General features: G+C 34.7%; 14 protein-coding genes and 1 pseudogene. All 15 read right to left on the bottom strand.

From position 1 onward, the window contains the following. Positions 1 to 46: 46 nt before the first annotated feature. Positions 47 to 577 (bottom strand): rod shape-determining protein MreD, encoded by a 531-nt coding sequence (mreD, locus tag C1A05_RS03900; protein WP_102026884.1) that lies wholly within the window; start codon positions 575 to 577, stop codon positions 47 to 49. Beyond that, the gene (gene mreC, locus C1A05_RS03895) at positions 577 to 1452 is read right to left on the bottom strand and encodes a rod shape-determining protein MreC (RefSeq protein ID WP_102026883.1); all 876 of its coding nucleotides are present in this window, start codon (positions 1450 to 1452) and stop codon (positions 577 to 579) included. The genes mreD and mreC overlap by 1 nt, the downstream gene beginning before the upstream one ends. 37 nt (positions 1453 to 1489) lie before the next feature. Further along, positions 1490 to 2527, bottom strand: coding sequence for a rod shape-determining protein (locus tag C1A05_RS03890; protein WP_102026882.1), 1038 nt, complete (start codon positions 2525 to 2527; stop codon positions 1490 to 1492). Between the two features lie 236 nt (positions 2528 to 2763). Next, positions 2764 to 2904 (bottom strand): annotated as a pseudogene (locus tag C1A05_RS03885) (JAB domain-containing protein); the annotation flags it as partial. 95 nt (positions 2905 to 2999) lie between these two features. Beyond that, positions 3000 to 4220 carry a hypothetical protein gene (locus tag C1A05_RS03880; RefSeq protein WP_102026880.1) on the bottom strand — a complete coding sequence of 407 codons (1221 nt, stop codon included), beginning with the start codon at positions 4218 to 4220 and terminating at the stop codon, positions 3000 to 3002. 117 nt (positions 4221 to 4337) lie between these two features. Next, a complete protein-coding gene (locus C1A05_RS17965; protein ID WP_159461990.1) occupies positions 4338 to 4499 on the bottom strand; it encodes a hypothetical protein in 162 nt (53 codons plus the stop codon). A gap of 208 nt (positions 4500 to 4707) precedes the next feature. After that, positions 4708 to 5277 (bottom strand): RadC family protein, encoded by a 570-nt coding sequence (radC, locus tag C1A05_RS03875; RefSeq protein WP_102026879.1) that lies wholly within the window; start codon positions 5275 to 5277, stop codon positions 4708 to 4710. A 53-nt stretch (positions 5278 to 5330) separates the two neighbouring features. After that, the gene (locus C1A05_RS03870; RefSeq protein WP_102026878.1) at positions 5331 to 5903 is read right to left on the bottom strand and encodes a Maf family protein; all 573 of its coding nucleotides are present in this window, start codon (positions 5901 to 5903) and stop codon (positions 5331 to 5333) included. 177 nt (positions 5904 to 6080) lie between these two features. Continuing rightward, positions 6081 to 7082 (bottom strand): hypothetical protein, encoded by a 1002-nt coding sequence (locus C1A05_RS03865; RefSeq protein WP_102026877.1) that lies wholly within the window; start codon positions 7080 to 7082, stop codon positions 6081 to 6083. 274 nt (positions 7083 to 7356) lie between these two features. Continuing rightward, on the bottom strand, positions 7357 to 9096 hold the full coding sequence (locus C1A05_RS03860) for a sensor domain-containing diguanylate cyclase (RefSeq protein WP_102026876.1): 1740 nt from the start codon (positions 9094 to 9096) through the stop codon (positions 7357 to 7359). Positions 9097 to 9308: 212 nt separating this feature from the next. Beyond that, positions 9309 to 10592: a bifunctional folylpolyglutamate synthase/dihydrofolate synthase gene (locus C1A05_RS03855; protein WP_102026875.1), complete on the bottom strand. Its 1284-nt coding sequence runs from the start codon at positions 10590 to 10592 to the stop codon at positions 9309 to 9311. A gap of 25 nt (positions 10593 to 10617) precedes the next feature. Next, a complete protein-coding gene (locus C1A05_RS03850; RefSeq protein ID WP_159461989.1) occupies positions 10618 to 11496 on the bottom strand; it encodes an ATP-grasp domain-containing protein in 879 nt (292 codons plus the stop codon). A gap of 1 nt (position 11497) precedes the next feature. Further along, positions 11498 to 12394 carry an ATP-grasp domain-containing protein gene (locus C1A05_RS03845; RefSeq protein WP_234998323.1) on the bottom strand — a complete coding sequence of 299 codons (897 nt, stop codon included), beginning with the start codon at positions 12392 to 12394 and terminating at the stop codon, positions 11498 to 11500. After that, on the bottom strand, positions 12395 to 12694 hold the full coding sequence (locus tag C1A05_RS03840; RefSeq protein WP_102026873.1) for a hypothetical protein: 300 nt from the start codon (positions 12692 to 12694) through the stop codon (positions 12395 to 12397). It lies immediately after the preceding gene. After that, positions 12695 to 13051 (bottom strand): hypothetical protein, encoded by a 357-nt coding sequence (locus C1A05_RS03835; protein ID WP_102026872.1) that lies wholly within the window; start codon positions 13049 to 13051, stop codon positions 12695 to 12697. Positions 13052 to 13154: the final 103 nt, after the last annotated feature.

The raw sequence follows: 13154 nt of genomic DNA, 5'->3' as shown, positions 1-13154 counted from the left end.
TAAGGTAGAAATTCCTTTATATTGCGTGTTGAACAAATTGAATTTTTTATTTCTCTGGTAACTGTTCTTCAGACCATTTTAATAACTTACCTTTGATAATTGGATACAGAATAATTAAAAACAATACATTCCCTAAAAGGGTAGGAATAAATCGTGTTGATAAATAACTTGTCCAACTCAAGTTTGTAACACCAATCATAAAGTATAAACCATAAATAAAATGCTCCGCCAAGAATATCCCTAAAATAGTTAATAGAAACGTTACAATAATATTCGGGTGAAATAGTTGCTTTAATTCATGAATAAGATAAACGACTAATCCATAAGAAAACATATAAACACCAAGAATATTTGTATACGTTAAATCAATTAAAAAACCAAAGATGATTGCATACAATACACAGAAGTATGTATGGTCGCGATCATAGAAAATAGCTACTAAAATAGCAAATACCAATGTCCAATGAGGAATAATAAAATTCTTCGAGTATATCCATTCTGTTGGTAATACATTAATTGCCGTACTTTCTAACACTAATAATATGAGTAGGAATAGAGGAATAAATAATCGCTTCATTATTCCTCCTCCTCAAGCTCTGCATTTTCCTCAGGGGCAGCAACATCACGGTCTATCACAATAACTTGATTTAAGTCATATAAATCTGCAGCAGGTTTTATATAGCCAATGTTTGTTAAACCGTATGGATCTGTCTCAATGGACTGAATTTCCCCAATTGGAATACCAGCTGGGAATACACCCCCAAGACCAGAGGTTACAACTAACTCACCTTCCTGCAATTCAGCGGATTTTACAGTCAATATTAAAGCCTCTTTTTCTTGGTCGTAGCCCTCAATAAGTCCATACGTATTATCTTTTTCTTCATTACCTTGGATCATAACCGAAACTCTATTATTTATATCAAAACCACTTAGTAATTGAATGGTGGAGGTAAATTGATAAGCTGTCTTCACTTTACCAATCATGCCGTCCGCTGTTCGAACAGCCATATTTGGCTCTACACCATGCTGTTTTCCTTTATTAATCGTTACCTGCTCTACCCAAAGCTCTGGGCTTCTACTATTAACTGTAGCATAAATTGGATGAAAATCTCGTAAAGTTTCTTCTATTTCTAATATACCACGTAATTCTTCATTTTCTTCTTTTAAAACTTGAACTTCATATAATAAATCTTTATATTCGGATAAATGTTCGTTTAATACTTCGTTTTGTTCATATGTTGACTTCAAATCGTTTACATCTGTAAAGAAATCAATTACAAAGTTGGTCGGAACTCGAAACACACTTTGTACCCAACCAATCGTATCCTTTAACAGTTCCTCAGGAAGAGAAACTTCTTCTCGATTTCTCATTGTAAAACCGATTAATGTCACAAGCAAAATAATACTTACTAATATGATAATTAAAACTTTTTTGCGAAAAAAGGACCACATGCCTTACACCTACTTTTGTTTGCTCTCTTAATAATAATCAATGTCTCGTTTGATTCGCAACATTTGGATTAGATCGAAAATGATGGATAAAATCTAATGCTTTACCAGTACCTATTGCAACACAATCTAGAGGGTCCTCTGCAACAAATACAGGCATTTTTGTTTCAGCACTGATTTTTTGATCTAAGTTTTTTAACAATGCTCCACCACCAGCAAGAACAATGCCTTTCTCCATTATATCCGCGGCTAGTTCTGGAGGGGTTCTCTCTAATGTATTTTTTACGGTTTCTACAATAGCTAAAACCGTATCACTTAAGGCCGAAGCAATTTCTTCATTTGTAATAGTAATCGTCTTTGGTAAGCCTGTAACTAAATCTCTACCTCTAATCTCCATATCATCAATGTCATCAGATATTAGAGCAGTGCCAAGCTCCATTTTCACTACTTCTGCAGTATGCTCACCAATTAAAAGATTATATTTTTTTCTAATATATTGAACAATGGAATCATCCATCTTATCTCCGGCAATACGTATCGATTGACTTGTTACAATACCACCTAGTGAAATAATAGCAACTTCTGTTGTTCCACCACCAATATCCACTATCATACTACCAGTTGGCTCCCATACAGGCAATCCTGCCCCAATCGCCGCTGCAAAGGGTTCGGCAATGGTAAAGGCATCTTTTGCTCCTGCTTGTTTTGTTGCATCTAATACAGCGCGCTCTTCAACCATGGTGATGCCTGAAGGAACACATACCATAACATTTGGTTTCCTCCCAAAAAAGGAACGTTTTCGAGATGCCTTATTCATATAATATTTCATCATCATAGCAGTTGTTTCATAATCAGCTATAACCCCATCCTTCATTGGTCGAATAACCGTTATACTTCCAGGAGTACGGCCAATCATCATTTTCGCGTTATTTCCGACTGCTTCCACTTTACCACTATCTACTCTTCTTGCGACAACTGAAGGCTCCCGCATCACAATGCCTTTTCCTTTTACAAAAACGAGCGTATTAGCTGTGCCTAAATCAATCCCTAGGTCTTGTGATAAACCGAATTTTGCCAAATGAATCTTCCTTTCCCAATATAAGTTGTTAGGGAATCCGATATTTTATCGATTTCGTCTCCATATATAACACGTGTAAATGGATTGTCATCATATGTATTGCTTGGAATTATGGTAAATGAAAAATACATCCTTATTTTCTTCCTAAAATTAATGATAATAAGCGCCATTATAAAATGGCGCTTTATTTTTCGTGTCTATAATATTATACGAAAAAAAAATCAAAATAGATAGGTCTATAAATATCCTTTTTCTTTTAACGATACGTATTTACGATCTCCTATAACTAAATGGTCTAAAAGTTCTATTCCAATCATTTTTCCACACTCAGATATTCTTCTTGTCACATGGATATCCTCCTGAGAAGGAGTTGGATCGTAGGGTAGAAGATAGACGCCAAACCAATGGAAATCTATTCCTCCCTCAGAACCGTACGTACACCTTTCAGCGTATACGGCTCGCCAGTTGATCGTTACTTCGAAAAATGAAGATCCTTAACCATAATAAATACATGATGCTTCTTGTTGTTATCGTCATCTTTATGAACAATCGTTAATCTTCCTTGTCTTGGTTTTCGTAATTGTTTAGCTACTTTGGAAGCAGTGCTTTTTCTTTTTAATGCAATGGTTTGGATAAAGCTTTTCTCTGCTAATTTAAATAATTTGTGCAGCAGATGAATAGAATCACTATTCGTGAATAATCGAGCAAAATCCTTTAGCTCGTTATTATAGACCGATACTATTTCCACATCCTTTTTATTAACTAGATATGGTCGATGGGTTGCTTGAAAGTTTTGTAAAGAACCATAGCCTCTGTTCCTGGCAAACTCAAAAACTTTACTTTTAGAAATAGTTATTGTTAACTTCCTGCACCCAGCTTTTGTATGTGGGGAGAATTTCAGTTCATAGTCCCCCAACGTAATTGGTTTTCTGCCATGAATATGCTGCACATTGATATTTTGTTTCGGGATACATAAATTTTTTTGGAATTCATAGTGAATTGAAGCTTTCACCTCTTCTGAAATACGTCTAGAGGTGTTCACGCCAATTAAGAGGGTTTGATGATAACGGACATACTGTCGTATATTTTTGTCATATAGGATTGCATTATCTAAAGGAATGAAATATATATTTACAAGGAGTCGAGATAATTTGTTAACCACTTTTTTTAAAGCTTTTGTTTCACTTAGCATTGAAAAATTTGTTATGGCATTATGAATAAGGCTTCTAAATCGAGTATCTTTTATTTTGGAAGCAATTGTTTTAAGCAATATAGAGTGGGAAAGGTTACGAATGTCTACCTGTACGTCACCTCGTATGTACCAGTTGGATTTTGCCCAATTTTTTTTCATATAACGACAAACGTTTTGATGATTGGGTAAACAGTGATTGTCAAAGCAATGATGCCTTTCCAACACTGGTTCATATATATGGAGCAATATTGTATAAAGTAATTCAAGAAGTTTTCGCTTCATTTCAATACTAATAGCATTATCTTGGAAGCGAAAAGTCCCTTGTTTTAACTGTTCTATTACGTAATCCGTGTGATGCCCCAAAACATTTAATTCCTCTTTTTTATTCAAACTTAGCCATAATTGCGATTTATATAATAGACGATAACAATCAACAATCCTTTTTCCCTTTTTAGAAGCATTTCGAATTACGTTTAATTGTTGAAATGGATTATTTGCCATATTCATGACTCCTTTCAAAACGAACGCACGATCAACCTGTCTCCCTTTCCCTTGCTAAACTCATTACAAGCAAACGTAGAGTACTATGGAGACTCCGTTACCTTATGGAATAACCAATTAGGCAATCCCTGCTAGTACATAAATTAGATACGTGATGGTTAGGTATCCATTTCGACGTTTTCCTTTATCAAAGGATTGATGAACAAACCTTACGATAGAGTGCGTTCTGGTGAAATGCTCCCTATTTTGTTCACGTTGCCGTTTAACTATCGTAGACAACGACGTTTCCTCTCGTTCATTCGTCTTGGATTCAAGCAGTATAGCCTTTACCATACATCACTTGGTCTGAAGAACAGAATCGACTAGATAGCTTTGTCGTCTTTCTCCTTTTCACATCATGCTTTTGTCCCTATCTGAGTTTCCTCTTCAGGTAAGATGCTGACCATAGAACATTGTAAGGAGTTCTAGATTATTCAATCGCTAAATACTATGCACATTGCAGGCGCACACCAGATGGATGATTATGGACACAAATGAGGGATGCTGCAGATCTTTTTACAGCTTCACGGAATATTTCACGAGGGTGGACAATAGAAGCATTTAGACTTCCAATAAAAATGGTTTGCTGATGGATTACTTGATTTTTTGTGTTTAAAAAGAGTGCAACAAAGTGTTCTTGCTTTAGATGTCTTAACTCTTCCATAACAAAGTCAGCACCATCTTCAGGACTTCTAATCACGTATCGCTCAGTAGGCTTATACGCATGAATTCTTTTTCCTAATTCCAAACACGCAATAAGATGCACGGCTTTTGCTTGTCCAATTCCTTTTATTGCGGTGAGTTCCTCCACCGTTGCATCTTTTAATAAAGGTAATCCTTCAAAATGTATTAGTAGTCGTTGAGAAAGAGACATGACAGATTCATTTTTCGAACCACTACCTAAAATAATCGCTAATAGCTCCTGATTGGAAATAGAGCTAGCACCATGTTGAAGCAACCTTTCTCTTGGCCTTTCATTTTTAGGAACATCTTTAATTTTGACATTTAGCCTTTCCACAAACTACCTCCTTCTGTTGTCTTGTTTAAGAAACAGGATTCCTTTTCCATACATCAAACTGGATAAATTCCGAAGTTTCGAAGTTCTCTAACGGTTTTCGAGAGAGGTAAACCTACTACATTGAAATAGTCTCCATTAATAGATTTTACTAATAATGCACCTATTCCTTGAATGCCATATGCACCTGCCTTATCATAAGGTTCCCTTGTGTGAACATAGGTTCGTATTTCGTTTTCTGATAGGTTCCAAAATTCTACTTCTGTCTTAACAGTAAAAAGGATGGCATTTTCCAAAGAGCGAATCATAACACCTGTATAAACATCATGTCTATTTCCACTAAGAGCAGAAATCATTCGATATGCTTCTTCTTCATCTCTTGGTTTCCCAAAAATGTTGTTTTGAAATGCCACAACCGTATCGGCTGTTAAAATAACCTCATTATTGGCTCGTATGCTCATACTTTCTCCTTTTAATTTCGCGAGCTTAGTTACCGTTTCCACCGGCTCAGCTAAAGGAACAATCGATTCATCCACTTCTTGCTTTCGTAACTGAAAAGGAATTTGAGCTTGTTTTAATAATTCTTGTCTACGTGGTGAAGATGAAGCTAAAATAAGTTGCTTTTTCATAAAAACTCCTCCTGTTTCTTAACCGTACATTTATAATAAGGAAAGCTGCTTTCATAATCAAATGATAAAAAATTCTTTTTATCCCATTTGGGTTTCTAAATAATGTAATATCTATTTTATAATTAAGCTTATTTAGCCTATTAAAAGCAATAAAAAAGAACAGCTCTTAACTGTTCTTTAATTTAATAGATAAGTTTCATATGCTTTTAACACTGTTATAAATTGTGCTTCCCTATCCCAAACAGATGCTTCGGAATTTGATATGGTATCTATAAAGGCTTTATATTGGCTTTTAAACGCCTCCCCAGATTCTGTTAACTCTTTAGGTCCCTCACTTAACCAGCTCGTCAATTTCTCATTTGTATCACTAGAGATTGTCGATTGTTCACGATAACCAGTAACTGCTTCTTGCCAAAGCGTCATTCCCTCTTTAATCCATTTCCCTTCTGCTTCTGTCGTTTCTTTCTTAGCTGGCTTGACAATCCACGTTTTATCAAATGCTCCATCTGCCTCTGCTATTGTATCTTTTATGGAAGTTTCAATTTGGTCTGCTTGTTCTTTTGTAAAGCCTAGACCTATAAATACAAAAAATTGATTATCTTTTTCCCAAATAACGGGATCTATATTTGCCTCCACAAAAGGAGCGTTTCCATTTTCCGCACTTTCTAAAGATGAATAAAGACCTACTTGAACAACTTGTGCTGTAATACCATCAAATTCAACTGGAATTAAATTTGTTGGATTCTCCTTTTCGCCATCTGTCCCACCAACCGGATTCGTATCTCCTTCTGTGTTCGTTTCTTTAACGTTAGCTGTTCCACTAGCTTGTTCGGCTTCATCATCGGCATCAACGCCGGATAATAAATTTAACATAATTATTCCAAGCACAATTCCTACAAGGATTGCAGAAAAACCTGAAATAAATAGATGCTTAAACTTTGGAATACTAGCGAAAAAAGATTTTTTGGATTGGTAGGGTCTCTCTAACACTTTTATTTTCGGTGGATTCTCATCAAAAGAAGAAGTCGTAGTAGTAAACTTACTTTTATCACTTGAATCCCTATTATTTTTGTCTATCGAGGCAGCTATTTCCTCTTCTGCCTTATGGCCATGTTTAATAGGAAATTCTTTAACTTGTTGATTTACACGAACAGTAATAGGTTTTGGTTTATTATCCACGAAATGTCCCCCACTTTTTTGCTAGTTTTAATATGACCTTATCATGTATAAACTAAAAAAGTAGACGAGTTTTGTCGTAGGGAAAAATCTTTTGTTCGAAATATTTCCGGTTATTTCGATATAATCTGTGGCGTAGCTCCGTTTCGAGTTCTTAGTCACCTATCAATTATCGATACCCCTAGCAGGCTAACTCCCAATAATAACAACAAAAAATCCAAATCATATAGCCTGATTTGGATTTCCCTATAGATATAACTATTCATTTTCAATAAGCTCATACTTCAATTGCTTTTTCATAGGTAGCTACTCGGTTTCTACCTTTTCTCTTAGCTCCAACATACATAGCTCGATCTGCATGTCGAATTAATTCCGTAGATTCATCACAATCGTCAGGAAATGTTGCAAGTCCAATACTAGCTGTAATTTGGATTTCGATGGAATTTTCACTTTCCATTATATGTTTTTGCAAAAAGAATGGCTCATCGCTTATCATTTTACGAATTCTTTCCGCTTCAAATATCGCTTCATCCTTCGTTCGATTTTTTAACAGGAGCACAAACTCTTCTCCGCCATATCTTGCTACTATCGTATTTTCATTACTTAATGAGTTCAGTCTTGTAGCAAGTTCTCTTAATACTTCATTACCACTTTCATGGCCATATAAATCATTAACCTGTTTAAAGTGATCCAAATCTAGCAAAATTAAGGAGTGATTTTCGTAGACACCTTTCGCTTTCATGTCTTCAAATAATCCTTGTAGATAGCCTTCAAAGTATCTAAAATTGTATAACTTTGTTAATGGATCTCGCTCACTCTTTTTCTTCGTATTTTCATAATGGCGTGCATTTTCAATAGCAACTGCTAAATAGTTAGATAAAATATCTAGTAACATGAAATGATATTTTTCATATGCTCGTTTCCTTTTTGAAACAATTGTAATAATACCAACAACTTTATCATTTCTACGAATTGGTACAGACATTAAACTCTCTGCATCCTGTGGTATGGTTTGGTCTTTTATTTTCCGATACCAGCTAAGACGGTTTGTGAAAAACATCCCCTCTTCCTTACCATACACAGTTCCACTAATTCCTTCATTTTTCGTTAACAATATATTCGAAATCTTCGTTTCACAGCTCGCATCTACATAACGAATTAATGATAACATTTCGTTGCTATTCGTAACATCGTATATATACGTATAATCTACTTTTAATAAATCACTAATTTCCGTTACAAAAACGTCTAATACTTCTTTAACATTTAAATGACCTGTTAATTTTTGACCAATATTACTTGTTTTCTGCATATAACGATTGATTTGGTTGGTTGTATAAAAACTAGTAATTATACCAGAAATCATAATAAAAGGAATACCAACAAAATAAATCGCAATTGCACCTAAATCACTATATAAAAGATATAAGATGAATCCTACAGGCAAAGTGATAATAGAGGTCATTAAATCCCATAATAGACTAGAAGAAAAGAACTTTTCTCTAGTACCTGTTGTAAACATCTGTAATAAATGCAGTAATACTTGGTTGGAAATAATAATTCCTAACGCATAGCAAATAATTGGTACAAAATTCTCTAAACTAAAGGAAGTCAATTCTCCATTTTCTCCGCCAACTAAATAAAAAATGGCTGCACCAATAATAGATGTTAATAAAAATAAGGTTAAATTTACAGGTATTCGATAAAGCTGACTCTTACTTAAACGCAGCTTAATTAATAATGTTATAACAGCTAATTCCGTTAGGATAATCTCGACGAATAATCCAAAATGTAAGAATACAGCAAAACTAATACCATGTATAAAGAAAATAGGAGTCTCCCCTACGATAATTGGAAATATCGCTACAATACACATTAATAGTGCGAAGGAAATAACATCAAACCACTTGCCGTCTATGCTTGTACTTGGATCTAATACATTAAATAGATAGATTATAATTGTTGGCCATATTAGTAACCATACAAGCCAAACAATCCATTGTTTACGTTTCGTCATGTCATTGCATCTCCTATAGAAGACTACTAAGTCCGTCCTCAAACACTTATATCAAAACAACCAATTTCCATAAATTCTTATTAAATAATTATAAAGTATTTTGTACATGAATGGGTAAAATGAAGTAGTTAATTTTAACTATTTTCAAATAATTACATTAATTCTATCATATCTGTAATTTTTCACCAATAGGAGATTGCTAAATATTTATCTTATTTTTTTAATAACGTTTCACGAACTTGAGAGATAAAGTATAAGGAGCCAGCAAATATGATTATGTCATTTTGATCATCTATTTGTTTGAGTAAATGAGAATATGCACTTTGCCAATTGTCCGCCATTTCTTTATGAGGATGGCTACTTAGTGAATACAACACTTCTTCACTATCTGCTCGCGGATTTGAAAAGCTCGTAAACCACACAGAGTCAAATACCTTATCAATTTGACGTATCATTTGTTGAACCGCTTTATCCTTCATAACAGAAAAGATGATATGTTTTCTCTTATTTGGATACCATTCCTTTAACGTAGCAATCATTGCCAGGATACCCTCTTCATTGTGCGCTCCATCCATAATGATAAGTGGGTTCGATTTCACGACCTCAAATCGCCCTTTCCATAATGTAGCCCATAGGGAATCTATCACAGTTTGTTCCATCACTTGAATATAGTCACGTTCACTTATTAGAAGGAAGCACTGCAATGCGAGCGCCGCGTTCTTTCTTTGATGCTCACCTAGCAATTGTAGTTTTATATTTTCGAAGTGGAACGTTTCATTCCAAAAGGAAAACGCATAGTCCATAACTTTAATATAAAAATCTTCTCCTAAACGAAATATAGGTGCATGGTATTGTTGAGCAATGTTGTAAATAACAGAAAGCGCTTCCTGTTGGTCAACCGCTGTTACAAGTGGAATGCCTTTTTTTATAATGCCAGCTTTCTCAAATGCTATTTCTTCATATGTATTTCCTAATATATTCGTATGATCCAAGCCGATCGATGTAATAATTGTCTGGATTGGATCGACTACATTGGTTGAATCAAATCTCCCCCCAAGACCCGCTTCCATTAGAACATAATCGGCTTTTTTACTAGCAAAATAATGTAGGCCAACAACCGTAAACACCTCAAACTCCGACGGCCTTCCCATTGGCAATGTATCCATTTCCTCTATGATAGGAGCTAAATAATTGATTCGCTGCAAAATTTCATTATCCGAAATTATTGTATGATTATATTCGATTTGCTCATTCCATTTGTAAAAAAAAGGTGATGTAAAGGAACCAACTGATTTGCCGTGATGAATAAGTAAGTTTTTTAGAAATTGTAAGGTGGATCCTTTTCCATTCGTCCCAGCAATATGAACCACTTTTATTTGCTTCTCTGGATTATTCCATTTAGACAATAAATATTCAACTCGTTCCAATCCAGGCTTTACTTGCTTAGATAAATGTGTGTTCATCCATGTCACGAGATCATTATATGTTTTTAGCATTTCATCAGTCCTTAACTCGATGATCTTATTTCTGTTCTATTAGAAAAGCCATTTCGGCTTCAATATGAGTGAAAAAACGTTGAACAATATTAATATTAGAATGATTACTCAACATACGACTACCAACAACATCTTCTATTTCGTTAAATAATAGTTGATTCTGTTCATCCAGTAAGAAATCAATACCTACGAAATCAAAGGAAAAGGAGTTAATGATTTTTTGAACGAGCAGCTCTTCTTCCTCCGTTAGTGAATAGAGGGTGGCTTGTCCACCCAACGTATAATTGGATTTAAAGCTGTCTTTAGACTCTCTTTTAACAGCTGCTACAATCTCATTTCCGATTACATATACACGAATATCTTTCCCATAATTTTTTGCTAAAGGTTGAATAACAAGGTCTTCTGTATGTACTTTTTGTATGACGACTTCAAGCTCCTTCTTATTTTGAATTAAATATACCTGTTTTCCTCCCCTACCGTTCCCTTCTTTTACAACGATTGGATAGTCAAACCGTATATTTTCTTCGCTAATTTCATTTCGTTTTACGAATATAGTATCTAGCATCGGTATTTGCAAGGCAGCGATAGCTTGATGTGTTTTCCCTTTATGGTTACACATTTCGGCTATCTCGGATCGGTTAAATACTCGAGCACCTAGTTGCTCCATTTGTGTACTAAAAAGAGGATCAATATTACGCATAATTACAAAATCTGGGAATTGTACATTTGCATTTCGATACAGGATGGAAAGTTGATGGTGTTTGATTCCGAATTGTACGTCGTCTTTTATGACGACTTGTAAATCAAAAGGAAAGTGCTCCGCTTCACGTAACAGCCAATTTACAAAGGCCTCATTTCTATCATAGTCCTGCTTATTGTATACGACCCAGCCTCTTACGTTCATTTTAGCGACACCTTTCCAAGTCTTGTAAAATATACGAAATAATATGTCGTGATATGTCAATTCCAGTACATGCTTGAATACTTCGAATATGGGCATTAGAGTTGACTTCACATACGATAGGTCCATCTTCACCAAATAACAAATCTACGCCAGCAAAATCCGTTCCAACCAATTTTGCTGCTTGGATAGCCAATGCTTTTTCTTGCTCGGATGGTTGGTAAGGTGATGTTTCTCCACCTGCCGTTACATTGGCTCGGAAATCATGTTTCGAAGTGCGCAGCATCGATGCAACAACTTCTCCCCCAACAACATTCAATCGTACATCTTTTCCATAGCTTGTAGTAATAAATTCTTGAAAAAGGAAAGGTTTACTTCCTAGTTCTGTAATTTTTTTGAACATCTCTTCTTTCGTGTGGACCAAATACACTTGTTGTCCAAAAGAGCCAAATGCTTCTTTTATCACCATGGGAAAGCCCAATTCCTCTATAATCTGATCAAACACACGAAAGTCTTGATATGTTGTTCCATCAAATAACATAGCACCTAAGATGGTCTTAGGTACTTTCATTCCAGCATCAGATAATTTTTGGTACATTCGAATCTTGTTATCACAAACTTCGATAGAATCACTGCTGTTATATACTTGGAGTCCAATTTTCTCTAAATGCTTTGCTAAAGGAATATCTTTATCACCAAAAAGGACAAAATCAGGTAGCTTATCTTGAAAGCTTCCTCTAATCTTTGCTTTCCCGTTTTCAATAACCATGATGAGCTCATGATTCGGAATAATTTCCGGCTGAATGTGTTGCTTTTGGGCTGCCTCTGCCATTAGATTGGCATAATCTAAAAACTTTTCCCCAACTAAATTTCCATTATAAATAATCCAACAAGATTTCAATCAATCAGTCTCCTTTATTCGTTCCACAATAAATTGTCTTAAACTATTGCACACCTTATAAAAATCAGTCATATTTCCATTTGGAGTATGTAACAAATTCCAATTTATCTCAATTTGTATCGCTATAATTCCTGTCTTTTTTGCAACATAAGAGGATACGGTATATGGATATCCAGCGGTAAAAATATAGTCAACCTTGACATCTTGAATATCGTTTTGCTGAAAAGAATGTGTTAAATTTTCTATTATTCGATATTGACTTTTTATATTTTTGCCTCTATTTGTTCCGATATCAATCATTTACGGTCTATTCGGTGACATGATATGGATATCTAGTAAATAGTTAATTTTTTCTTTTTTTACTAAGTTAATAATGGCATCTCTATAGCTACTTTTCTTGTCAAAATTAGCATCCTCTTGGTTATTTTTCGTTTTATAAATACTATAACAGCCTGTTAATCTTTGAAGCTCTTCTACAACGATACCACTTCGGTGTTCGCCGATTTTCCATTTTCCATCTCTAATTTGAGAAACACTATGAGGAGCTGAAACCAAAAACGGAATTCGCCCTTCTTTAATCAAAAAACCGCTTTCATCTGGAAAGGATTCCTCTGTAAACGATTTTTCTATTTGTAAAAGTTGACGATAAGAAATCACATTATTCACCACTACTTTTCTATAATCCATAACACTTATGGTTATATTCTACTATATATTATAAAGGATTTTTTCATTTTTAGGAAAGCGAATAAACAGAACA

Source organism: Salirhabdus sp. Marseille-P4669 (assembly GCF_900240405.1).
Classification (GTDB): Bacteria; Bacillota; Bacilli; order Bacillales; family Alkalibacillaceae; genus OEQK01.
This window is presented reverse-complemented; position numbering and strand designations above follow the sequence as displayed.

Coding starts and splice junctions, on each gene's coding strand:
- mreD (WP_102026884.1), bottom strand. CDS start 577: ATGAAGCGATTATTTATTCCTCTATTCCTACTCATATTATTAGTGTTA.
- mreC (WP_102026883.1), bottom strand. CDS start 1,452: ATGTGGTCCTTTTTTCGCAAAAAAGTTTTAATTATCATATTAGTAAGT.
- C1A05_RS03880 (WP_102026880.1), bottom strand. CDS start 4,220: ATGGCAAATAATCCATTTCAACAATTAAACGTAATTCGAAATGCTTCT.
- C1A05_RS03870 (WP_102026878.1), bottom strand. CDS start 5,903: ATGAAAAAGCAACTTATTTTAGCTTCATCTTCACCACGTAGACAAGAA.
- C1A05_RS03860 (WP_102026876.1), bottom strand. CDS start 9,096: ATGACGAAACGTAAACAATGGATTGTTTGGCTTGTATGGTTACTAATA.
- C1A05_RS03855 (WP_102026875.1), bottom strand. CDS start 10,592: ATGCTAAAAACATATAATGATCTCGTGACATGGATGAACACACATTTA.
- C1A05_RS03850 (WP_159461989.1), bottom strand. CDS start 11,496: ATGAACGTAAGAGGCTGGGTCGTATACAATAAGCAGGACTATGATAGA.
- C1A05_RS03840 (WP_102026873.1), bottom strand. CDS start 12,694: ATGATTGATATCGGAACAAATAGAGGCAAAAATATAAAAAGTCAATAT.